Consider the following 23,174-nt stretch of genomic DNA (forward strand, 5'->3'; position numbering starts at 1 on the left):
GAGAACATAGCTACTTCGAAAACAGCGGAGAGGCAAGATGCACGCGATCAAGGCGACAACCCAATCCCGCTACACGATCTACGCTGCACAACCGAGGCGACGCTCCCGGGGCAATCTCATTCCTCACACCATTGCTATTGCGGCGGCATTCAGTTTTGTCGCGGCGCTCATCATCGGCGCGATCTAAACCGCCAGTGGTGGCTAACCTGACCGCGACAGATGCTCATGCACGGCAGTAGCCGCTCGGCGTAATCTCGAACACGATCGTTTCCTTTTCCTCCGCCCTTGTCGGGACGCCGCGTGCGGCGGACATCGTTCCGCTTGCAGTCCAGGCTGCCGACGTCGTAGCCTTGCCATCGGCAAGCGGGAATGTGCGACATATGCGGCGGATTGCTCCGGAAGACTGGTATTTGGTGAAGCGTCTCGAAGATGACGTCACCTCGATTTCGGAGCCGTTCATCCAGGAGTTCTATCGCTGCAACGTCTGGCACGTGCGCGGCCGTGACCGCGACATGCTGGTCGACAGTGGCATGGGTGTCGTCTCGCTCAGGCAGTGGGTGCCGCTGGTAACGGAACGCGAGCTCATTGCCGTGGCGAGCCATACGCATTTCGACCACATCGGCTGTCATCATGAATTCGAGTGCCGGGCGGTGCACGCGGCCGAGGCCGACCTTCTCGCCCATCCGACGCGCGCCAATACGCTTGCCGATCCTTATGTTACCGACGACATCTTCGATGCGCTGCCGCCGGAACCCTATTGTTCGCAATGCTATGGTGTCAAAGCGGCCGCCGCGACGCGTGTTCTCGAAGATGGCGATACGATCGATCTCGGTGACCGGATCTTCGAGGTTATCCACACGCCGGGACATTCCCCCGGCGGCATCGCGCTCTGGGAGGAGAAAACCGGCGTGCTCTTCAGCGGCGACATTCTCTATGACGGTCCGCTGGTCGAGGATACCTATCATTCCAACGCAGATGATTACCTCGCGTCGATGGAGCGTCTGCTGAGAATGCCAGCGCGCATTGTGCACGGCGGGCATTTCCCGAGCTTTTCGGGCGAACGCTACCGGGAGCTCATCCAGGACTGGCTCGCCATGAAAGAAAAGACAATTTGACGGGAAGGAGGAGCGAATGCTCGACAAGAGAAAATTCTACATCAACGGTGAATGGGTCGATCCGATCGAGGCGAAGGATCTGGAGGTTCTAAATCCGGCGACCGAGCAACCGATAGCCGTGATTTCGATGGGTGCTGCCGCCGACATCGATCGCGCCGTCGCCGCGGCGAAGAAAGCCTTCGCAAGCTATAGCCAGACCAGTGTCGAGGAGCGTCTGGCGCTGCTCGAAAAGCTGCTTTCGATCTACAAGCGCCGCTATGACGAGATGGCTGCAACGATCACGATGGAATTAGGCGCGCCGGCGAGGATGGCACGGGAGCAACAGGCCGATGTCGGCGTCGGCCACCTGCAGGGCTTCATCGACGCGCTGAAACGCTTGAAGACGCGCGACCGGCTGCCGAACGGCGATGTCATGCTGCGCGAGCCGATCGGTGTTTGCGGGCTGATCACGCCCTGGAACTGGCCGATCAATCAGATCGCTCTGAAGGTCGTGCCGGCGCTTGCGACCGGCTGCACCTGCGTCCTGAAGCCCAGCGAATTCACGCCGCTCAACGCCATGCTCTACGCGGAGATGATCGATGAGGCAGGCTTCCCGGCGGGTGTTTTCAATCTCGTCAACGGCGACGGTATCAACGCCGGTGCCGCGCTCTCGAAACACCGTGACGTCGACATGATGTCGTTCACCGGTTCGACCCGGGCTGGCATCGCCGTCAGCAAGGATGCGGCCGAGACGGTCAAGCGCGTGACGCTGGAACTTGGCGGCAAGTCGCCGAACATCGTCTTTGCGGATGCCGATCTCGAGGAACGCGTCACCGGCAGCATTCTCGAATGCTTCAACAATTCCGGCCAGTCCTGCGACGCGCCGACGCGCATGCTGGTGGAGCGCGGCGTTTACGACAACGTGGTGCAGATTGCGAGGCGCGTGGGCGCCGAGACCAGGGTCGGCGATCCGACCAAGGAGGGCTCGCACATCGGGCCGCTCGTCAGCCACATCCAATATGGCCGCGTGCAGGCGCTGATCGAAGCAGGGATTGCCGAAGGCGCCAAATTGCTCGTCGGCGGTGTGGGCAAGCCGGAAGGCTTCGAGACGGGCTACTTCGTCAAACCGACGATCTTTGCCGACGTCGACAACACCATGCGCATCGCGCGTGAAGAGGTGTTCGGCCCGGTGCTTGCGATCATTCCCTTCGGCACGGAAGAGGAAGCGATCCGGATCGCCAACGACACCAATTACGGGCTGGCGGCCTATGTCCAGACGGGAGACCCGAAACGGGCCGAACGTGTCGCCGCAAGGCTGCGCGCAGGCATGGTGCATATCAACGGCGGACCGCACCGGTACGGCAGCCCCTTTGGCGGCTACAAGCAGTCCGGCAATGGCCGCGAGGGCGGCCTGTTCGGCCTCGAGGATTTCCTGGAAGTGAAGACCGTACACGTTCCGGACGCGGCCTGATCCTCTGCATGCTGAGATACAGCCGGTGTTCGCCCGCCGGCTGAATTTTTGTCGCTAAATTAGCGGTTGTCGGCTGTTGTCTGCGGGTGGGTTCTGATAGCTGGCATGCCGGGATGCCATTGATCCTGCGGCATCCATCTTCAGCTGACCCACTGGACATCGCCGTGACCCAAGCCGCCGCTTCCGTTTCTTCCCGCAACTCGATTGCGATGACAGCGCTGCTGCTCGGCGGCGGCGCCATCGGCGGATCGCCGATCTTCGTGCGGCTTTCCGAGGTGGGGCCGATGGCGACCGCCTTCTGGCGCGTGGCCTTAGCGCTGATCCCGCTTGTCGCCTGGTCGTGGTTGCGCAACTGGCCGGCAAGCGACAAGCGGCCGCAGCAATTCTCCGATTACGCCATGCTCATACTGCCCGGCGTCTTTCTCGCGATCGACCTCGCCGCCTGGCATCTCGCGCTGACCATGACATCGGTTGCGAACGCGACGCTGCTCGCAAACCTGGCACCGGTCTTCGTCACGCTCGCGGGCTGGGCGCTATTTCGGGCGCCGGTCAGCGGCGTCTTCGTCGCGGGGCTCGCCACAGCCATCGCCGGCGTCGTGATCCTGAAGGGCGGGCCGACGGCGCTCGCTGGCGGCGACGTTCTCGGCGACGGCATCGCGGTCGTCGCCGCTATGTTCTACGCGGGCTATATCCTGGCAATCGGCAAATTGCGGAGCCGCTTCGATACCAACCGGATCATGATCTGGAGTACGGCCTCCGCCGCTGTCTGCATGCTGCCGATAACGCTTGTCGCCGAACCCTCGCTCTTCCCGGCAAGTGCCTTCGGATGGGCGATGGTGTTCGGTCTCGCTTTCGTCAGCCATGCGGGCGGACAGGTCGCGATCACCTATGCGCTCGCCTATTTGCCGGCCGCCTTCTCGTCGTTGACGCTGCTCTTGCAGCCCGTCGTGGCGGCGATCCTCGCCTGGGTGCTGCTCAGCGAACCGGTGGGCCTTAACCAGGCAATCGGCGGCGCGATCGTGCTCGTCGGGATCTTGATCGCGCGCCGCGGATAACCTCGTCAGATGCCGGGCAGTTCGAAGCCCGCGAGCCGTTCTTCGAGCCTGCGGATCGTCGCAACATCGGCATTGGCGAAGGCAAAGCGCAGATAGTTGTCCTGGCCCTCGCCGAAACAATCACCCGGCAGGCAGATCACACCGGCAAGCTTCGCCAGTTTCTCGGCAACGAACTGCGAATCGATATCGGGGAAGGGGTGGCGGATATAGGCGAAATAGGCCCCGACCGCCTGCATCTTCCATTTCGGCAGCCGGCTCATGACATCCTTGAGCGCGTAGGCGCGCGCGGCAATTTCGCCGCGGTTCGCAAGCCGCCAATCTGCAAGCGCCGGAATGGCTATCGCGACTGCGGCTTGGGCTGCACGCGGAGCACAGATCTGCAGGTTGTCCATGATCTTGGTGATCTGTTTGACGAGCGCCGGACCGGCGGTGATTGCACCGAGGCGGTGGCCGGGAATGCAGAAGGATTTCGAGAAGCTGTAGAGCCCGATGAAGCTGTCCTGCCAACCATTTGCCTGAAGCAGGCCGTGCGGCGCGACGTCTGCCGATGGCAGGAAGTCGCGATAGGTCTCGTCGAGGATCAGCCACGTGCTGTTCTTGCGGCAGGCTTCGTGGATGCGCTGGAGCAATTGCGGCGGATAGACTGCGCCGGTCGGGTTGTTCGGCGAGACGAGTGCAAGCGCGCGAATGCCCGGGCGAAGCGCTGAGGCGATCTCCTCGACTTCCGGCAGGAATCCGGCGCCGGCGTCACAGGGTACCAGCTCGACATTTATGCCGAGCATCGCGAGCGTTGTTTCCTGATTGAAATAATAGGGGTTGGTCATCAGGACCGTGTCGCCGGCGCCGGCGATCGCCATGACAGCACACATGAAGGCCTGGTTGCAGCCGGAGGTGATGTGAATGTTGTCGGCCGTAACCGCCGCACCATAGAGACCGGCGACATGGGCGGCATAGGCCGCGCGCAATTCCGCCTCGCCCTCGATCGCACCGTAACCGGTGTAGGCGGTCGAGGCGGATGCCTCGCCGAGCCATTTCAGCATGTCCGGATGCGCGGGATAACCCGGCACGGCCTGCGAAAGATCGATCAGCGGACCTCTGGCCCCGTCGTAGGCCCTCGCCCAGGCGAGCACCGAGGGAACCGGCGGCGGCGAGAGCTTTTCGACGAGGGGATTGAAATGCGGCATGTGAACCTTCCTGTTGGTGGTAAGCGGGGACGAATGGCTGGCAGAGAATTGCGGCAGGCCCTGTGCGCCGTTTTATGATTTGGCCTTGCGTTTCTTGGGGCGTTCCGGGCGACGGTTGCGCGCCGGAGACGAGACGGGTTGAAAGCCGTCCGTTGTCGACTTTCGCGCGGTTTCCGGCCTCGACATGCGGCTGCGAATGATGGTGCGCGCGGAGACCTGCAGCTCCGGCATCGGGTCGCTCTCAAGGGCGGCGAACAACCAGTCGATGAAGACGCGAACGATCGGCGCGGCGCGGATTTCGTTGCGGCAGGCGACAAAGAAGGCGTCGTTGGCCGGCACCGTTAGATCGAAGGGCGCGATCAACTCGCCGCGCGCGATCAGACTTCCCGCCGTGATCGTGTCGCCAAGCGCCACGCCCTGATTGTGCAATGCCGCCTCGGTCGAAAGCCGTGCATCGCTCATGAAATGCTGGCGGCCGCGCTGCAGATCGATCGCATCAGCGGCGGCCAGCCAGGTGTTCCACTCGCGGCCGTCGTCGCCGTGTAGCATCACATGATCGCGCAGATCCCGCACGGAGCGCAGCGGCCGCATGTTGAGGAGCGTCGGGCTGACAACGGGGAAAAGCTCGAGCCGGCTCCAGAGCTTCGCCCAGCAGTCGTTCCAGTTGCCATCGCCATAGAGCAGGCAGATGTCGACGTCAGGCGAATGGAGATGTGCCGCATCGTTGGAGGCGATCAGCGTCAGCCTGACGTCCGGGAACTGTTCGGTGAACTGGTGCAGGCGCGGGATCATCCAGAAGGACAGCAGCGCCGGCACGCAGGTGATCTTGAGCTCCCCGCTTGTCGCCGGGCGCGTCATGGCGGCGGTGGCGGCGGCGATCTCGGCGAAGGCGTGGGTGACGGCCGGCAGCAGCAGGGCCCCTTGGGGGGTCAGCCTCAGCCGCTTGCCGCCGCGCTCAAAAAGCGCGGCGTTGAACGAGAGTTCGAGCGCCCGGATCTGATGGCTGATCGCACCGTGGGTAACGTTGAGCTCGCGCGCCGCCGCCGAAACGGAGCCGCGCCGGGCGGTTGCCTCGAAGGCACGCAGCGGATTGAGAGGAGGCAGGCGGCTCGACAAATCGGCTCCCGGAAGGCGGTAAGAATGTGAATTTTTCTCACACGAAACGCTATAACAATGTCAATTGATTTTCCAGCGGAATTGTCTCCTAATATGCGCCAACAAGGGCAAAAGCCTGGGGAACGTGACCGCGCCGGCAAAGCCGGCGAAACCGCAGATCGTCATTTGCGGTGCCTCGCGCAAATGTCCCCGGCAGAACACACGGAGGTTCGGGCGCATGGCTTGGGATGAAGAGAAGCTCAACGAATTGAAGGCGAAATATGGCGAAAGCCATGGCGGCGAACTCTTCGATCCCACCTTTCGCAAGGTCGCTGACAAGATCTTCACCAAGAGCGGCACGCGGCTGGCGCCCTATTCCGGCATCCCGACCTTCCTGACCGCGCCCTATATGCCGGTCGACGCCGAAAACCCGGATTTCGGCAATCTCCAGGTGGCGATCGTCGGCATACCGATGGATCTCGGTGTCACCAATCGTCCGGGCTCCCGTTTCGGACCGAGGGCGCTCCGTGCGATCGAGCGCATTGGTCCTTACAACCATGTGCTCGGATGCGCGCCCGTCCACGATCTCCGGGTGGCCGATATCGGCGACATTGCCTTCCGAAGCCGCTATCGGTTGGAGCTGAGCCATGAAGACATCGAAAAGCGCATCAACCAGATCGTCGATGCTGGCGTGGTGCCGCTTTCAGTCGGTGGTGATCATTCGATCACCCATCCGATCCTGAAGGCGGTCGGCAAGAGGCGCCCGGTCGGCATGATTCATATCGATGCCCATTGCGACACCGGCGGGGCCTTTGACCTCACCAAGTTCCATCACGGCGGGCCGTTCCGCAACGCCGTTCTCGACGGCGTGCTCGACCCGACCCGCGTCGTCCAGATCGGTATTCGCGGCTCGGCCGAATATCTCTGGGAGTTCTCCTACGAGTCCGGCATGACGGTCATCCACGCCGAGGAAGTTACGGGCCTCGGTATTCCGGCTATCATCGAAAAGGCGAAGAAGATCGTTGGCGATGGTCCGACGTACCTCTCGTTCGACATCGACAGCCTCGACCCGAGTTTCGCTCCAGGCACCGGAACGCCGGAAGTCGGCGGGCTCACGACCCGTGAGGTGCTTGAACTCATTCGCGGGCTCAAGGGCATCAATCTCGTCGGCGGCGACGTCGTCGAGGTCGCCCCGCAGTATGACGCGACGACCAATACGGCACATGCCGGCGCGCAGGTGCTTTTCGAGATCCTGAGCCTGATGGTTTTCAGCCCGGCGATCACCGGCAAGGCAGGCTGACACGCGCGAAGCAAACTTCCAGACCGGGGAACCACGATGACGCCTTTTCTGACATCGGAGCAGGCCGCTCTGATGGAGATCATGAGCAGCGGTCGGGTGCGAGGCGCTTCTCAGAATGGCCAATGCAGTCGATAATGCGGACGTAGGTTTTTCGCAGCGGATGGGCTGATTGCGAGCTATTCGCGCCTCGCCATGCGCCGCTCCAACAAGGGGCATCGCTCCGGCAAGAAATGGTGGCGGAGCGAGCCGAAAAGATGCAGGGAATCAACTACAACAGGGAACGCGGCGGCTGCCGCCAAAACAAAGGAGACGTGCAATGAACATCAATTCCATCAAGCGCCGCACGCTGCTGGGGGCGGGGCTTGCCGGTGTGTCGATGCTGGCGATGCCAGCGGTGCTGAGAGCGCAGGACAAGTCGCTGAAGGTCGGCGTCTATGGCGGCTACTTCAAGGATTCGTTCGACAAGAACATTTTCCCTGAATTCACCAAGGCGACGGGTATCGCGATCGAGTCGGTCGCCGAGCCGACCGGTGAAGCCTGGCTCGTCCAGTTGGAACAGGCCGCTCGTGCCGGCCAGGCTCCGGCGGACGTCTCGATGATGTCGCAGGTCGCAATGCTCAAGGGTCAGGCGACCGATCTCTGGACGCCGATCGACATGGCGAAGATCAAGAACGCCTCGCACCTGCTCGACCGGTTCATCAGCAAGTATCCGGATGGCCGCGTCGCGGGTATCGGGGCCGTTTCCTGGTACATCACCCTCGTCACCAACACCGATGTCTACAAGGAAGCGCCGACCTCGTGGTCCGCCTTCTGGGATCCGGCGAATGCCGACAAGCTTGGGCTGCTCGCGCTCGTCTCGAACTCCTTCCTGCTCGAGGTGACCGCCAAGACCTTCATGGGCGGCACCAATGCGCTCGACACGGAGGAGGGCATCCTGAAAGCATTCGAGAAACTCGCGGAGGTGAAGCCGAATGTGCGGCTCTGGTATCGCGACGAGGCGCAGTTCGAGCAGGCATTGAAGTCGGGTGAAATTCCGATGGGCCAGTATTATCATGACGTGACCGGCCTTGCGGCCGCCGATGGCCATCCGGTGCGTTCCACCTTCCCGAAGGAGGGCGGCATCCAGGATTCCGGCTGCTGGGCGCTGTCGCGCGCTTCGCAGAAAACGGAGGAAGCGCACACATTCATCGACTATATGTGCCAGCCGTCGATTCAGGCGACGTTGTCGCGCAAGGTCGGCACCTCGCCGACGGTCAAGCGCGAGTCGACTGATCTCACGGACAAGGAGTTTGCAGCCGTTTCGTCGGACATCGAGCCGATCATCCCGCGCTACGATCTCTACCAGACCAAGTCGGATTGGCTGAACCAGAAGTGGACGGAGCTGATCGTCGGCTGATCGCCAATGAGCAACGACCTCCCGCCGGCGAGCGGGAGGTCCGCATCGAAGACTGCGCGGAACGAGGGCGGAAAAACCGCCCCTGCATTTTCCTCGTTCCGCTCTACTGCATGGTTCCTTACATCGAAGCCGATTAAGGATAGAATCATGCAGCAACTCAAAGCGTTACAGCGACCTTTGTGCGTCTGAAAAGACGCACGGCGCTGCGGGACGGGGAATATATGTCGGGACTTGCCCTTCAAAACGTCGTCAAGGAATTCGGCTCCTTCAGGGCCGTCAACAATGTCGAGCTCACGGTGCCGCACGGCACCTTCGTCTGCATGCTCGGCCCGTCTGGCTGCGGCAAGACGACGTTGCTGCGCATGATCGCCGGGCTTGATCTGCCGACCGGAGGTGCGATCCGCCTCGACGGCGAAGACATCACCCGCGTGCCGACCCATAAGCGCAATCTCGGCATGGTGTTCCAGTCGCTGGCGCTCTTCCCGCACCTGAGCGTCGGCGAAAACATCGCCTATCCCTTGCGCATCCGAAAGGCGCCGAAGGAGGACCAGAAGCGGCGGGTCGAGGAACTGCTGTCGATGATCCACCTTCAGGGCTATGCGGACCGGCCGGTTTCCAAGCTTTCCGGCGGCCAGCGCCAGCGTGTGGCAATTGCCCGCGCGCTGGCAATCTCGCCGAAGCTTTTCCTGCTCGACGAGCCGCTTTCGGCGCTCGACGCGAAGCTTCGGGAAGCGATGCAGGTGGAACTTCGGCAGTTGCAGCAGAAGCTCGGCATCACAACGATCGTCGTCACGCACGACCAGCGCGAAGCGATGACCATGGCCGACACGGTCGTTGTCATGAATGGTGGCGAAATCTGCCAGGCGGCCTCGCCGATTGAAATCTACCGCCGGCCGGCGGACAGTTTCGTCGCCGACTTCATCGGCCAGACCAACCTGATTGAAGCCGAAGCAGACTCGCTCGGCCATGTTTCCGTGCTCGGCCAGTCGGTGCCGGGTCTCTCGCTACTCCCCGGCGCGGCAAAGGCGACACTTTCAATTCGTCCCGAGGACGTACACCTGACGGCACCGGGTGCCGGTGCGATTTCCGGCACTGTCACCTTCGTGCGTGATCTTGGCGGAACGATCGAAACCTTTGTCGATGTCGCCGGCCGCCAGATTGTCGCCGTTTCCACGCCGCGCGAGCGGCCGGACGTCACCGTCGGCCAGGAGGTCGGCGTCGCGCTCACTCCGGACGTTTGCGTGGTGCTCAGGAAATGAGACGCGAACCGCCCCAGACCATCGGCGACTACGCGCCGCTCCTTTTCCCCGCGGCGATGCTCACGATCTTCTTCGTCGTGCCCTTCGGTACGATGATCGCCGTAAGCTTCTTCCAGCGCCAGCAGGGCGGCTTCTATACGCCGGCCTTCGTCTACGACAATTACGCCCGCTTTCTTTCGGCCTTCTTCGGCGGCGTGCTGGGCTTTTCGCTCATGATGGCGATCGCCGTTGCCATCTGCTGCGTCGTCCTGGCGCTGCCCTTCACCTACATGCTGACGCGGATGGCGCGCAGTGTGCAGGTCGTCTGGCTCGTTGCGCTGCTTTCGGTGCTTTCGCTTTCCGAGGTCATCATCGGTTTCGCCTGGTCGACGCTCCTCTCGCGCACGGCCGGGATCACCAACATCCTTGTTGCGCTCGGCCTTATGGGCGAGGCCAAGGCGCTGACCCCGAGCTTTGCGGCGGTGCTGACGGGCATGGTCTATCAGGCCTTCCCTTATACGGTACTTGTATTGTTCCCCGCGCTCATCCGACTCGATCCGACCTTGACCGAGGCCGCGCGAACGCTTGGAGCCTCGCCGCTCAAGGCCTTCTTCACCGTCGTCGTTCCGGCGCTCAGGAATACGATCGTTGCGACGCTGATCATGGTCTTCATCTTCGCGCTCGGTTCCTATCTGCTGCCGCAGCTCCTTGGCCGGCCACAGCACTGGACGCTGTCGGTGCTGATCACCGACCAGGCGATCTACCAGTCGAACATGCCTTTCGCCGCGGCGATGGCGGTGTTCCTCGTGCTGGTGACGCTCGGGCTGGTCGCCTTGACGGTGATTGCGGGACGCAAGGGAGAGGCGGCATGACGTCGATTTTCCGCAAGTTCTATTTCTTCCTGATCGCGCTCTTCCTCGCGCTGCCGCTGATCGTGGTTGCCGGCGTGTCGATCAACGAAAAGCAGACGCTCGCTTTCCCGCCGCAGGGCTTTTCGACATCCTGGTATGGCGAGATCTTCCTGAACCCAGAATGGCGAAACGCGCTGATGGCCTCGGTCACACTCGCCGTGCTTTCGGCAGCCCTTGCCGTCGCCATCGCCTTGCCGCTTGCCTGGTTCCTCTGGCGGCGGATAGCGCCCTGGGCCAACATCTTCCAGCTTCTGGGCGTCGCACCCTTCACGCTGCCGCCGGTCATCACGGCGCTCGGGCTTCTCACCTTCTGGGCGACCGCCGGGTTCTACGGGCAGCCCTGGACGGCAGTCGTCAGCCACGCGATCTTCTTCGTAACGCTGCCGCTCGTCACCTTGTCCCTCGGCTTCACGTCGATCGATCGTTCGCTGGTCGAGGCGGCCTCGACCATGGGCGCGGACGAGCGCATGGTGTTCCGCACCGTGGTGCTGCCGCTGATCCTGCCCTACATCGTCTCGGGCTATGCCTTTGCCTTCGTGCTCTCGCTCAATGAATATATCGTCGCCTACATGACCGTCGGCTTCACCATGGAGACGCTGCCGATCAAGATCTTCAATGCGCTGCGCTACGGCTACACGCCGACCATGGCCTCGGTGACGATCCTCTTCGTCACGACCGCCGCGATCATCTTCGGCCTCGTCGCCCGGTTCGGGGACCTGCCGAAGCTGCTCGGCGCCATGTCATCGGATGGTAAATGATGAAGCTTGCCGCTTTGCAGATGAAATCCGTTGGCGGTGACACCGCCGCCAATCTCGGCCGGATCGGCGGAGCGGCGGCGGAGGCTTCGCTCCAGGGTGCGACGTTGCTGGTCACGCCCGAGCTCGGCATTACCGGCTATGGTGCCGGCGATGTGATCCGTGACATCGCCGAGCCCGCCGACGGCCCGATCGTGCGGCGACTGCAGCAGATTTCGGCCGAGGCCGGCATTGCGATCATCGCCGGCTTCGCCGAGCGCGAGGGCGATGCCGTCTACAACAGCGCCGTCTATGTCGACGGTGACGCTGCCCCAACAGTCTATCGCAAGTCGCATCTCTATGGCGACTACGAGCGTTCGCTGTTCACGCCGGCGGAACCGTCGACGCGGCTCTTCGAACACGAGGGCGTCAGGTGCGGCATGCTGATCTGCTACGACGTCGAGTTTCCGGAAAACGTCCGCCGGCTCGCGCTTGCCGGCGCTGATGCAGTACTGGTGCCGACGGCGCTGCCGGCCGGCTGGTCGGGAACCTTTATCGCCGATCACATGATCCAGACAAGGGCGTTCGAGAACCAGCTTTTCGTCGCCTACATCAATCATTGCGGTTCCGATGCGATTTTTTCCTTCGCCGGTTCGTCGCGCATCGCCTCGCCGGACGGGCAGCTCCTGGCAAAAGCCAATTCCGCAGACGAGACCCTGATCTTCGCCGAGATCGATCCGGAGCTGTTTGCCATTTCGCGGTCGGAGAATACCTATCTCAGAGACCTGCAGCGTCCGCGCCGCTAGGTCGTTCGTCTTTAGAGAACAATCTGTTCGCGTCGTTTCCTCTTTCTGAAGTGACCGGGCCGACCGATATTGTGCTCAACGAAATGCCCGCCTTACGGCGCCGCGCGTCTTATCAGACGCGCAAGGGCCACCGTAACGCATTGAACTGGAGGCAATCATGAGCTTGCAACTGACCGGCATCCACCATCTCACGGCAATCACGGCCAATGCGCCAAAAAACCTGCACTTCTACACCCAGACGCTCGGGCTGAGGCTGGTCAAGAAAACCGTCAATCAGGACGACACGACCGCCTATCATCTCTTCTATGCCGACGGACAGGCAACGCCCGGCACCGACCTGACGTTCTTCGACTGGCCGGTTGGCCGAGAGGGACGCGGCACGCACAGCATCTCGCGCACCGGCCTCCGGGTCGGCAGCGCCGAAAGTGTGAGATGGTGGAAGCGCCGGTTTACCGAACTGGACGTGTCCGCCGGTGAGGTCACGGAAATCGACGGGCGGACTTCGGTCGACTTCGAGGATGGCGAAGGCCAGCGCTTCCGGCTTCTGGACGATGGCGAACTTGCGCCGTCCCATCCCTGGGAAAGGAGCCCGGTTCCCGCCGAGCATCAGATCAAGGGCCTCGGTCCGATCACGATCAGCGTGCCGGATATCACCAACACGGCGCTGGTGCTCACGCACGTCATGAACATGACCGACGTGCGCGCCTACGCCGCGCCCGATGGCGTCGGCGAAGTGCATGTCTTCTCGATGGGCGAGGGCGGTCCCGCGGCCGAGTTGCATGTCGCGGTCCAACCGGGCCTGCCACCGGCTCGCCAGGGCGCGGGCGGCGTGCACCATGTCGCCTTCCGCACGCCGGACGTGGATCAGTTGCATCAGTGGACGGAACGGCTGAACGGCTTCCGCTTGCCGTCGAGCGGCGAGGTCGAGCGCTTCTATTTTCGCTCGCTCTATTTCCGCGAGCCGAACGGCATCCTGTTCGAGATTGCGACCGACGGCCCCGGCTTTGCCGTGGACGAACCGATGGAAACGCTCGGCGAAAGCCTTTCGCTGCCGCCGTTCCTGGAGTCTAAGCGGGCCCAGATCGAGGCAGGATTGAAGCCGTTGGAGTAATTGCAAAGAAAGCCGGGGCGTTGTTCCGGCTTTCTTTTTGTCCTTTGACCGCTAGTTCTAGTGAGGAGGGGCGACCGCTCACGCACAGACAAGAGGAAAAGAGCATTCATGACGAAGATACTCGGCATATCGGGCAGTCTGCGGAAGGCTTCCTTCAATACGGCGTTGCTGAAGGCGGCAAAGTCCGTCGCGCCTACCGAAATCGAGTTCGAGACCGCGACGCTGCACGGCATTCCGCTTTACGATGGCGATGTCGAGGCTGAAAGCGGCATCCCGGCCCCGGTGGCCGATCTCAAACAGAAGATCATGGCGGCGGACGGCGTGATCCTCTTCACGCCAGAATACAACAACTCGATGCCCGGCGTTTTCAAGAACGCCATCGACTGGCTTAGTCGCCCGCCGGCCGATATCAAAAAGGTGTTCGGTTGTCGGCCTTTTGCGTTGGCCGGTGCGACCCCCGGAAATTTCGGCACCATTCTCAGCCAGAATGCCTGGCTTTCCGTGATGCGAACGCTCGGAGCCGACCTTTGGGCGGGCATGCGGTTGATGTTACCGAAGGCTGGCACCTTGTTCGATAGCGAGGGGCAATTGACCGACGAGCAGACCAGGGAGCGGGTACGCAGCTTTGTCACGGCCTTCGCCGAGTATGTCGCATCGACGAAAGCTTCGTAGCGCATTCCGGCGACCGGATCAGAGGCCGCTTTCCGCCATCCAGCGGCGAATGGCTTCGACATCGTCGTCACCGATGCCGTGATGGGTATCGATGTCCAGTGCCTTTAGGTTTGCGCCGGTGTCGGCGAGGACCTTTATCAGGGTCGGCGCATATTTGCCGTAGGGATCTTCCTTGCCCGTCAGCACCAGGATGTTTGCCCCGGCAAGAGCGGGGGTCGGCGCGTCTTCGAGCGCGGCCATCGCCCGCATCATCACCACGTTCCTGATGAGGCCGGGGTAAAGCAGCATCACGGCAGCCAGCATGTTGGCGCCGTTCGAGTAGCCGATGAATATCGTCTCGTCGGGCGTAAGCCCGTAGCCCTCGCGCGCCCCCTCGACGAAGGCGACGAAGGCCTCTGCCTCCGAGCGGATGTCCTGCTGGTCGAAGCTCGTCATCGACAGGCGACGGAACCAGCGGGGGAAGCCTTCCTCGGTGCTTCGGCCGCGCATACCAAGCAGGGTGGCATGCGGATCGACCTGATGCCCGAAAGGGAGCATATCCGTCTCGTTGCCGCCGCTGCCGTGCAACAGCACAAAAGTGCGGTGGTTCGGTTCGTCCGGGTGATAGAAGCGGTGGATGAAAGGCAGGTCGCGCGGTGTCAGCCGCGGCTCGCCGGGCAGGGCGAATTGCGGAAGCTTCACCAAGGTCGCAGCCGCATCGGCTTCCAGGTGCGTTGGTAGAAACAACCTGGATCCGAGTGTGTCCGCCGGCTCGTCGACCGCAAACCCCGGACCGTCGGTTGCCAGCTCGTAAAGCGTGCCGCCCGGTTCACGCACATAGAGCGAGAAGAAATATTTCCGGTCGTGCGCGTTGGTCGCACCGGCGTGCTCCTGCTCGAGATCGGCGCGCACGGCAAGCACTGTCGCCTCATCCGGCGCGCGGAAGGCGATGTGGTCGATCGTGCCCGTACCGGGCGCCGACGTCCAGAAGCCGGTGGCGTCGCGCACATCGATGACGTCTCCGGATTTCGACGTGAAGCGCCGGATCGTGGCTGTCGCTCCGCTCTCCGAATAGCCGAAATGATTTTGAAGGAAGTGGGCGGTTTCCTTTGGCTTCTCGGTGAGGATGGTCGCGCCGCGCAGGCGCCGGATTGCGTCCGTCTCCGGAATATCCCGGCTCGCCCATGGAGCAGGCTCGGCAAGCGCATTGGTTCCGACCAGTTTCACGATCACGCCGTCCGGATCCTTGAGACGCAGCACCGGCTCGCCGAACTCCTGCGCAGGGCCGGTCGCCTGAATGTTGAATTGCAATGCGCGTGTCAGCCAGAAGCCGATGCTCTCCGGCGGGGTGGCAAAGGCGATTTCGCTCGGTTGACCGTGGCCGACGCGTCCGGGCGAGCCGTCTTCCCACATCAGGAAGGTGACGAGCGAGCCCGGCGAACCCGCTGCATCGCCGTAAAAGAGATGCAACTGGTTTGGGTCCTCGTAGCCGCCGGTTCGCTTGACGAGGCGCAGGCCAAGGAAGCCGACATAGAAGTCGACATTTGCCTGCACTTTGCGGGCGATCAGGGTGATGTGGTGGATGCCGCTGGTCACCGTCTTGTCCTTCCGCATGTCAACTGCGCATCGCGCTTGGGCCTGGCTACAGGGGCCCGGCTAGGTCAGTGGGGGGCCTCAGTCTTTTTTGCTGGCGAGGAAGGACTTGAAGGCTTCGCCATGGTCCGGATGCCAGCGCGAAAGCGGTGGCCGGTTCTCGACGATGTCGCCCGCCGCCCACAGGATGCGTTTCTCATCGGTCGAGCGGACGACCTCGTTGTCCGGGCAGAGGATATAGAAGTCGCCGCGTTCGAGGCTTTCCATCATGAAGTCCACGGTCTGCTCCGGAGTCCAGGCACCCGCTGGCTTCTCGGTCCGTCCATGGGCGGTCAGCGACGTGTAAACGAAGCCGGGGATGAAGAGGTGCGCAGCGACCTTGCAGCCCTCGGTGTTGCGCAGTTCATGCTGCAACGCCTCAGTGAAGACCTTCACCCCGGCCTTTGAGACATTGTAGGCTGGATCGCCGGGCGGCGTCGTGATGCCCTGTTTCGAGCCGGAGTTGATGATCAGCGCCGGTTCGCCATGGGCGATCATGGCTGGCGCGAAAATTCGCGAGCCATTGATGACGCCCCAGAGATTGACGGCGATCACGGCTTCCCAGTTCTCCAGCGGGCCGAACATCGAACTGCCTGGCTGGATGCCGGCATTGTTCATCAGCACATGCACATGGCCGAAGCGTTCGCGTACCGAGCGCGCCAACGCCACGAGATCGTCAGGCCGGGAGACGTCCGTGGCGATTGCGGTGACATCGCTCGCTCCCCCTGTGGCAACCTTTGCCACTTCGACCGCAGCCGCCTGCAAGCGGTCACCGGGCAGGTCGGCAAGGACAACCTTCAGCCCGAGGCCAGCGAAGCGCTTGGCCGCTGCAAGTCCGATGCCAGAGGCGGCTCCGGTGATGACGGCGACATGGTTTTTTGCGATGGCGGCGTAGGACATGGCGTAGATCCCCGTTGGCGGCGGAAAGTTCCGAAAGAGATAGAGCGCCCCCGCCGCCAAGTCCATCGCAATCACCGGCGAACCGGCTTGTGAAACATCTGAAATGTCATCGCTTTCCAGCGCGCTATCTTGCTCAGGAGCGCGCGAGAGCCAGTCAATGCGCTACGCCGAGTCGGTGACTGTCAGGGCTTGCCGCGGGCGACGAACCAGGGATTGGCAAAATCGCTGTCGTGGCGCTGGTTGCGCTTGCCGTAGGTAAGCGGCATTCCTTCCATGGTCAGCGTCTCGCCGCCAGCCGCGCGCAGGATGGCGTCACCGGCTGCCGTGTCCCATTCCATGGTGCGGCTGAAGCGCGGGTAGATGTCGGCAAGCCCCTCGGCCAGCAGGCAAAACTTCAGCGACGAGCCGACAGCCTCATAATCGGTAATGCCGTGATCGGCGAGAAAGGTGATCGTCTCGGCGCTGTTGTGCCAGCGGCTGGTCAACGCCACCGGCCGGTCGCCGCAGATGCGGCAGCCGATAACTGCGTGGGGACCGGCAATGCGATCATCTTCGATTAAAGCCTTCTTCGCCTTCTTGGAGTTTGCCGAATAGAGGATGCCGAGCGCGGGGGCATAAACCACGCCGGCAACGGGCACCCCGTTCTCGATCAATGCGATATTGACCGTGAAATCGCTGCTGCGGCCGACGAACTCCTTTGTGCCATCCAGGGGATCGACGAGAAAGAAGCGTTTACCGGAAATATCGGGTACATGACCGGCCGCAGCGGCTTCCTCGGCGATAACGGGAATGTCGGGAAAGCTCGCCGCGAGATCGGCGAGGATTATGCGTTCGGCGCTGTGGTCCGCGTCGGTGACGGGCGAAGTATCGGCTTTGTAGCTGACGGCCGGCCCAGCGTTGTAAATGTCCAGGATCGCCCTTCCGGCTGCGAGCGCCGATCTTTCCAATGTTTCCAGCATCGCCATTCTTCTTTTTGGGCGTCATCGCCCCGATTCGCATGAGGCGGGCGGAATACCGATAGCCTTCCTCCCTTCATACTCAAATCTGTCTCTTTGCCGCAATCGCGGAAGCTCCTGGCGTCGCCGCAGAAGGACGCGTCACCGTGGCATTTTGCAGCCGCAAGGCGTCTTGCATCTTTGCGTTGCGCTTTGCTTATGCAAAAGTGACGGCGCAAGTGAACTGGATGCCTTCATGCGCTATTCCGCATTCTCGATTGTCAAGAACGCTCTCTCCGGAAATCTGAAATGGAAGCCGCAATGGCGACAGGCGGAGCCGAAATCGCATTATGATGTGATCATCGTCGGCGGCGGCGGTCATGGCCTCGCGACAGCCTACTATCTCGCCAAGGAATTCGGCGTCAAAAACGTCGCCGTGCTGGAGAAGGGCTATCTTGGCTCCGGGAATGTCGGGCGCAACACGACGATCGTGCGCTCCAACTACATGCTGCCGGGCAACGAGCCGTTCTACGAATTCTCGATGAAGCTTTGGGAAGGGCTGGAGCGGGAGCTCAACTATAATGTGATGCTGTCGCAGCGCGGCGTCATCATGCTTTACCATAGCGACGGCCAACGCGACGCTTACATACGGCGCGGCAACGCCATGTGGATGGAGGGCGTGGCGGCCGAGCTGATCGAGCGCGACCAGCTGAAGAAGATGATCCCCTTCCTCAATTACGACCACGCCCGCTATCCGATCCTCGGTGGACTCCTGCAGCGCCGCGCCGGTACCGCCCGGCACGACGCGGTCGCCTGGGGTTATGCGCGCGGCGCCGACCGGCACGGAGTGGATATCATCGAACACTGCGAGGTGACCGCGATTCGCCGCGAGAATGGCGTCGTCACCGGTGTCGAGACGACCAAGGGCTTCATCGGCTGCGGCAAGCTCGCGCTGGCGGCTGCGGGCAACACATCCCGCGTCGGGGAGATGGCGGATCTGAAACTGCCGATCGAAAGCCACGTGCTGCAGGCATTCGTGACCGAGGGGCTGAAGCCCTGCATCGATCATGTGATCGTCTATGGTGGCGGACACTTCTATATCTCGCAGTCCGACAAGGGCGGTCTCGTCTTCGGGGGAGAGATCGACGGCTATACCTCCTACGCCCAGCGCGGAAACCTCGCCACCGCCGAGCATGTGATGGAGGAGGGGGTGACGATGATCCCGGGCCTTTCGCGCGTTCGGGTGCTGCGCTCCTGGGCCGGCGTGATGGACATGAGCATGGACGGATCGCCGATCATCGACCGCACACCGATCGACAATCTCTATCTGAACTGCGGCTGGTGCTACGGCGGTTTCAAGGCCACGCCGGCATCGGGCTACTGCTTTGCTCACCTGATCGCCAAGAACGACACGCATCCGGTCGCACGTTTCCTGAGGCTCGACCGCTTTGCCCGCGGCTATGCCGTCGACGAGGCCGGTGCCGGTCCCCAACCCAATCTTCATTAATAGCAGCGACGAACCGCTCTATCCCGTGCGGTCGCATTTTCGAATCAACTGGACCCAGCCCGGGTCCAAGGACAAGACGATGGCAAGCCTGATCACCTGTCCCCATTGCGGGGTCCGCCCGAAGGAAGAGTTTACGATCCGCGGCGACGCGTCCCTCGTTCGCCCGGCGCCGACCGCATCGGACGAGACCTGGCACGACTATGTCTACGTGCGCGCCAATCCGCGGGGGCGTACGCTCGAGCACTGGCAGCACGCCGGAGGCTGCCGCCGTTTCCTCGTGGTCGAACGAGACACGTTCACCCATGAGGTGTACTCCGTGACCGATGGCGCTGCGTTCGCCAGGGAGAACGGCAAATGACCGCCTATCGCCTGACGGCCGGAGGACTGGTCGATCGCAGCCGTTCGCTGAGTTTCAGTTTCGACGGCCGCCCCTTGCGCGGCTTTGCCGGCGACACGCTGGCCGCGGCGCTCATTGCCAACGACCAGCTGCTGGTCGGCCGCAGTTTCAAATATCACCGGCCGCGCGGGATCGTCAGCGCGGGGCCGTCGGAACCGAATGCGCTCGTGACGATCGGTTCCGGCGCGCGCAGCGATCCGAACACGAAAACGACCGTTGCCGAACTCTATGCCGGAATGACGGCGCGCAGCCAGAACCGCTGGCCCTCGCTTGGCTTCGATATCGGCGCGGTGAGCGATCTTCTCTCGCCATTCATTGGCGCGGGCTTCTACTACAAGACCTTCATGTGGCCGGCCCAACTCTGGGAAAAGCTCTACGAACCGCTGATCCGCCGTGCTGGCGGCCTCGGGCGTGCGGTGCTCGAGCGCGATCCGGAAAGCTACGAGAAATCCTGGGCGCATTGCGATCTGCTCGTCGTCGGTGGCGGCCCGACCGGACTGATGGCGGCGCTGACAGCGGCGCGCGCCGGGCTTCGCGTCATTCTCGCCGACGAGGATTTCCGCCTGGGAGGGGCACTCCTTTCGGAAACGCAGGCGATCGATGGTGCGCCCGCGCATGTCTTTGCCGATCGTGTCGTCGCCGAATTGCAGGCGCTGCCGAACGTAACCCTGTTGCCGCGAACGACGGTCTTCGGCTGGTACGACGACAATGTTTTCGGCGCCGTGGAACGGCTTCAGAAGCATGTGGCGGAGCCTTTGGCCAAGCTGCCGACGGAGAGAGTCTGGCGCATCGTCGCGAGGCGGGCGCTTCTCGCGACCGGTGCCGAGGAGCGTCCGCTGGTCTTCGGCGGCAATGACCGGCCGGGCGTGATGATGGCCGGGGCGCTCAGGACCTATGCGAACCGCTACGGCGTGGCGGCCGGCAGATCGGTTGCGATCTTTACCAATGGCAGCGCCGGATATCAGGCAGCCCGCGACCTCCATGCCAAGGGCATTGCCATAGCGGCAATCGTCGACAGTCGTGCAGCGGCAGAAGACGCCGCGCCGGAAGGCACACGCGTGATTCGTTCGGCCTGCATCGTCGATACCAAGGGACGCCGGCGGGTTTCCGGGGTCGTGGTGGAGCGATCGGGCTTCGAGGAACTCGTCGCCTGCGATGCCGTCGGCATGTCCGGCGGCTGGAGCCCGGTCATTCACCTGGCCTGCCAGCGTGGGGCGAAGCCTGTGTGGTCCGATCAACTGAGCGCGTTCGTCGCGCCGGATGTCGGTGGCGGGCTGCGGGTCGCCGGCTCGGCGAACGGCGTCTACACGCTTTCCGGTTGCCTCGGCGATGGCGTTGCCAAGGCGTCGGCAATCGCCTCCGAATTGGGATTCAAGCCCGCTCAGGACGTTTTGCCGGAAACGGGCGAGGAAGCTGATCCGTCCTTCACCGCGCTCTGGTATGCACCCGGCGCAAAGTCCAAGGCCTTTGTCGATTTCCAGAACGACGTGCATGCGAAGGATCTGGGGCTTGCTCTGCGCGAAGGGTTCGGCCATGTCGAACACGCCAAGCGCTATACGACCAGCGGCATGGCGACCGACCAGGGCAAGCTCTCGAATATCAACGCCGTTGGCATTCTTGCTGGCATGCGCGGGGTAAGCCCAGCGGATGTGGGGACCACGACATTCCGCCCGTTCTATACCCCCGTTTCCTTCGGGGCGCTTGCCGGGACGGCGCGCGACAAACATGCGGAACCCATACGCAAATCACCGCTGCATGAATGGGCACGGAAACACGGCGCGGCCTTTGTCGAGGCGGGTCTTTGGTATCGGTCCGCGTGGTTCCCCCGCGCAGGCGAAAAGACCTGGCGCGAGAGCGTCGATCGCGAGGTGCTGAACGTGCGTGCGAACGTCGGTATTTGCGACGTCTCGACACTGGGCAAGATCGAGCTTTTCGGCCCGGATGCGGTTGAATTTCTCAACCGGATCTATTGCAACGCGCTGTTGAAGCTTCCGGTCGGCAAGGCCCGTTATGGCCTGATGCTGCGCGAGGATGGTTTCGTCTATGACGATGGCACCGTGAGCCGGCTTGCAGAGGAGCATTTCCTTGTCACAACGACGACCGCGATGGCGGGCGGCGTGATGTCCCACATGGAATATTGCTCGCAGGTCCTCTGGCCTGAGCTGAAGGTTCGCTTCTGTTCCGTATCCGACCAATGGGCGCAGATCGCCATCGCCGGTCCGAAGGCGCGCAGCGTGTTGCAGCAGCTTATCGAGGACGACATCTCCGACGCGGCCTTCCCGTTCCTGGCAGCCGGAACGGTAACCCTCAAGGGCGACCTCAAAACGCGGCTTTTCCGCATCTCCTTCTCCGGCGAGTTGGCCTTTGAACTGGCCGTTCCGGCAGGATTTGGCATGGCGGTTGCCGATCAGTTGATGGACGTGGGCCGCGCCTTCGATATCTGTGCCTATGGGGTGGAGGCCCTCAACGTGCTGCGGCTAGAAAAAGGCCTGCCCACGCATGCTGAATTCGATGGTCGGGTGACGCCGGACGACGCCGGACTGGGCCGCATGGTTTCACCCCACAAGACGGACTTCATCGGCAAGCATCTCTCGTCGAGATACGGGCTGACGGCCGCAGACCGCATGCAACTCGTGGGACTGAAGCCGGTGGACAGGGAAAAGGACATGCGCGCGGGTGCGCATCTGCTGCGCGAAGGCATGAAGCCGTCGACCCTCAACGACCAGGGCTGGGTCAGTTCCGCCGGCTACTCGCCGGTACTCTGTCATCACATCGCGCTTGCCTTCCTGAAGTCGGGCCGCGAACGTTATGGCGAACGGATTGTCGTCTGGGACAAGCTGCGCGATCAGGACGTCGTCGCCGAGGTCTGCGATCCGGTCTTCCTCGATCCCGAGAACGCCAGAATGAAAGCCTGAGGGAAGCGCCGATGATCCGCGATTACTACAACCGGAATGCGCTCGATGAGAAGCTGCGCGGCGCGCCCCGGCCGCCGGGCGCCAATCATCTCGCGATCGGCTACCGGCAGGCGGTGGCGATGGTGCTTGCCGTCGCCGGCGAGGGGGACTCGGTCGAAAGGCTGTTGTCGTCTGCAACTGAATTCGCCGTCCGCTTCAGTGCGCCGGGCGAATGGCTGGTCGTCTCTGAAAACGATACGCCCGAGGGGCTGCAACGTCGTCTCGACGCTCTTTGCAGCGGCCAGGCCCATATCGTCGACCAAAGCGAGGCGCGCGTCTTGTTTCGCCTTTCCGGCCCGTCAACGCGCCGAATTCTTGCAAAGGGCATCGGCCTCGACCTGCATCCCAAAGCCTTCGCGACCGGTGCCAGCGCGAATGCGCTTTGCGGTCACATCGCCGTCAATCTCGCGCGTACTGGGGAAGATGCATTCGAACTGATCGCTCCGCGCTCTTTTGCCGAGTCCCTTTTCGACGACCTCATGACAATGGGGCGCGAATACGACCTGGCGGCGGCCTTCGCCGCGTGACGAGGCAAGCGGTTGCGGCAGTCTCCGGATGGCGTCCAATCGCAAAATCGGCTGCAATTTGAAAGTGCCACAGCGTCCTTTGCGCGTCCTATGGGACGCGCGGCGCTGTTGGTGCCGATTTCCCGCGATTTTGCGTTCAAATTTGCTCATTTCGCGTGCGATCGCTGCTAAAATTTTGATTTTTCTGGCTTCGAAAGCGCCAAATCGATTTTATCGCCGAAGAATCCGGAGGAGAACCACTTTTTAGCTTTCATTTTCGTTTGAAAGAGGTATGGA

21 protein-coding genes are annotated in these 23,174 nt (G+C 62.5%); 16 read left to right on the plus strand and 5 right to left on the minus strand.

All coding sequences use genetic code 11. The features are described 5' to 3' along the window. Positions 1–37 precede the first annotated feature (37 nt). From PZN02_RS10600 to PZN02_RS10615, 4 genes are all read left to right on the plus strand, one after another. The gene (locus PZN02_RS10600) at positions 38–187 is read left to right on the plus strand and encodes a hypothetical protein (RefSeq protein WP_280657967.1); all 150 of its coding nucleotides are present in this window, start codon (positions 38–40) and stop codon (positions 185–187) included. Between the two features lie 193 nt (positions 188–380). After that, entirely contained in the window at positions 381–1,115 is a 735-nt protein-coding gene (locus tag PZN02_RS10605) for an MBL fold metallo-hydrolase (RefSeq protein ID WP_280657968.1), read from the plus strand. 16 nt (positions 1,116–1,131) lie between these two features. Further along, on the plus strand, positions 1,132–2,565 hold the full coding sequence (locus PZN02_RS10610) for an aldehyde dehydrogenase family protein (RefSeq protein ID WP_280657969.1): 1,434 nt from the start codon (positions 1,132–1,134) through the stop codon (positions 2,563–2,565). Between the two features lie 164 nt (positions 2,566–2,729). After that, positions 2,730–3,620 carry a DMT family transporter gene (locus tag PZN02_RS10615; protein WP_425336236.1) on the plus strand — a complete coding sequence of 297 codons (891 nt, stop codon included), beginning with the start codon at positions 2,730–2,732 and terminating at the stop codon, positions 3,618–3,620. A gap of 5 nt (positions 3,621–3,625) precedes the next feature. Here PZN02_RS10615 and PZN02_RS10620 read toward each other — a convergent pair whose 3' ends face one another. Next, positions 3,626–4,804, minus strand: a complete 1,179-nt coding sequence (locus PZN02_RS10620) for an aminotransferase (RefSeq protein WP_280657970.1) — start codon at positions 4,802–4,804, stop codon at positions 3,626–3,628. Positions 4,805–4,876: 72 nt separating this feature from the next. Beyond that, positions 4,877–5,920 carry a LysR substrate-binding domain-containing protein gene (locus PZN02_RS10625; protein ID WP_280657971.1) on the minus strand — a complete coding sequence of 348 codons (1,044 nt, stop codon included), beginning with the start codon at positions 5,918–5,920 and terminating at the stop codon, positions 4,877–4,879. Positions 5,921–6,137: 217 nt separating this feature from the next. On the opposite strand from PZN02_RS10625, the gene speB reads away from it, so the two are divergent. The 8 genes from speB to PZN02_RS10665 all read left to right on the plus strand — a co-directional run bounded on the left by speB (position 6,138) and on the right by PZN02_RS10665 (position 14,067). Next, positions 6,138–7,199, plus strand: coding sequence for an agmatinase (gene speB / locus PZN02_RS10630; RefSeq protein ID WP_280657972.1), 1,062 nt, complete (start codon positions 6,138–6,140; stop codon positions 7,197–7,199). A 316-nt stretch (positions 7,200–7,515) separates the two neighbouring features. Then, complete coding sequence (locus tag PZN02_RS10635; RefSeq protein ID WP_280657973.1) at positions 7,516–8,595, plus strand: ABC transporter substrate-binding protein; 1,080 nt, start codon at positions 7,516–7,518, stop codon at positions 8,593–8,595. Positions 8,596–8,816: 221 nt separating this feature from the next. Continuing rightward, entirely contained in the window at positions 8,817–9,854 is a 1,038-nt protein-coding gene (locus PZN02_RS10640) for an ABC transporter ATP-binding protein (RefSeq protein WP_280657974.1), read from the plus strand. Beyond that, positions 9,851–10,705: an ABC transporter permease gene (locus PZN02_RS10645; RefSeq protein ID WP_280657975.1), complete on the plus strand. Its 855-nt coding sequence runs from the start codon at positions 9,851–9,853 to the stop codon at positions 10,703–10,705. Before PZN02_RS10640 ends, PZN02_RS10645 begins: the two co-directional genes overlap by 4 nt. Continuing rightward, entirely contained in the window at positions 10,702–11,502 is an 801-nt protein-coding gene (locus tag PZN02_RS10650) for an ABC transporter permease (protein WP_280657976.1), read from the plus strand. Before PZN02_RS10645 ends, PZN02_RS10650 begins: the two co-directional genes overlap by 4 nt. Further along, entirely contained in the window at positions 11,499–12,284 is a 786-nt protein-coding gene (locus PZN02_RS10655; protein WP_280657977.1) for a carbon-nitrogen hydrolase family protein, read from the plus strand. Before PZN02_RS10650 ends, PZN02_RS10655 begins: the two co-directional genes overlap by 4 nt. Positions 12,285–12,441: 157 nt before the next feature. Next, positions 12,442–13,395: a ring-cleaving dioxygenase gene (locus tag PZN02_RS10660; protein ID WP_280657978.1), complete on the plus strand. Its 954-nt coding sequence runs from the start codon at positions 12,442–12,444 to the stop codon at positions 13,393–13,395. Between the two features lie 108 nt (positions 13,396–13,503). Beyond that, a complete protein-coding gene (locus PZN02_RS10665; RefSeq protein ID WP_280657979.1) occupies positions 13,504–14,067 on the plus strand; it encodes an NADPH-dependent FMN reductase in 564 nt (187 codons plus the stop codon). A gap of 18 nt (positions 14,068–14,085) precedes the next feature. On the opposite strand, the gene PZN02_RS10670 is transcribed toward PZN02_RS10665, so the two are convergent. The 3 genes from PZN02_RS10670 to cysQ all read right to left on the minus strand — a co-directional run bounded on the left by PZN02_RS10670 (position 14,086) and on the right by cysQ (position 17,537). Next, entirely contained in the window at positions 14,086–15,642 is a 1,557-nt protein-coding gene (locus PZN02_RS10670) for a VOC family protein (RefSeq protein ID WP_280661453.1), read from the minus strand. Positions 15,643–15,720: 78 nt separating this feature from the next. Further along, the gene (locus tag PZN02_RS10675; protein WP_280661454.1) at positions 15,721–16,578 is read right to left on the minus strand and encodes an SDR family NAD(P)-dependent oxidoreductase; all 858 of its coding nucleotides are present in this window, start codon (positions 16,576–16,578) and stop codon (positions 15,721–15,723) included. A 182-nt stretch (positions 16,579–16,760) separates the two neighbouring features. After that, complete coding sequence (gene cysQ, locus PZN02_RS10680; RefSeq protein WP_280657980.1) at positions 16,761–17,537, minus strand: 3'(2'),5'-bisphosphate nucleotidase CysQ; 777 nt, start codon at positions 17,535–17,537, stop codon at positions 16,761–16,763. A gap of 232 nt (positions 17,538–17,769) precedes the next feature. On the opposite strand from cysQ, the gene PZN02_RS10685 reads away from it, so the two are divergent. The 4 genes from PZN02_RS10685 (at position 17,770) to PZN02_RS10700 (ending at position 22,898) form a co-directional block, all read left to right on the plus strand. Continuing rightward, positions 17,770–19,020 carry a sarcosine oxidase subunit beta family protein gene (locus PZN02_RS10685; protein ID WP_280657981.1) on the plus strand — a complete coding sequence of 417 codons (1,251 nt, stop codon included), beginning with the start codon at positions 17,770–17,772 and terminating at the stop codon, positions 19,018–19,020. A gap of 79 nt (positions 19,021–19,099) precedes the next feature. Next, complete coding sequence (locus PZN02_RS10690) at positions 19,100–19,378, plus strand: sarcosine oxidase subunit delta (protein WP_280657982.1); 279 nt, start codon at positions 19,100–19,102, stop codon at positions 19,376–19,378. Next, a complete protein-coding gene (locus tag PZN02_RS10695) occupies positions 19,375–22,332 on the plus strand; it encodes a sarcosine oxidase subunit alpha family protein (RefSeq protein ID WP_280657983.1) in 2,958 nt (985 codons plus the stop codon). The genes PZN02_RS10690 and PZN02_RS10695 overlap by 4 nt, the downstream gene beginning before the upstream one ends. Before the next feature lie 11 nt (positions 22,333–22,343). Further along, positions 22,344–22,898, plus strand: coding sequence for a sarcosine oxidase subunit gamma (locus PZN02_RS10700; RefSeq protein WP_280657984.1), 555 nt, complete (start codon positions 22,344–22,346; stop codon positions 22,896–22,898). The last annotated feature ends 276 nt before the right edge of the window (positions 22,899–23,174 follow it).

It is taken from the genome of Sinorhizobium garamanticum (assembly GCF_029892065.1).
GTDB lineage: Bacteria > Pseudomonadota > Alphaproteobacteria > Rhizobiales > Rhizobiaceae > Sinorhizobium > Sinorhizobium garamanticum.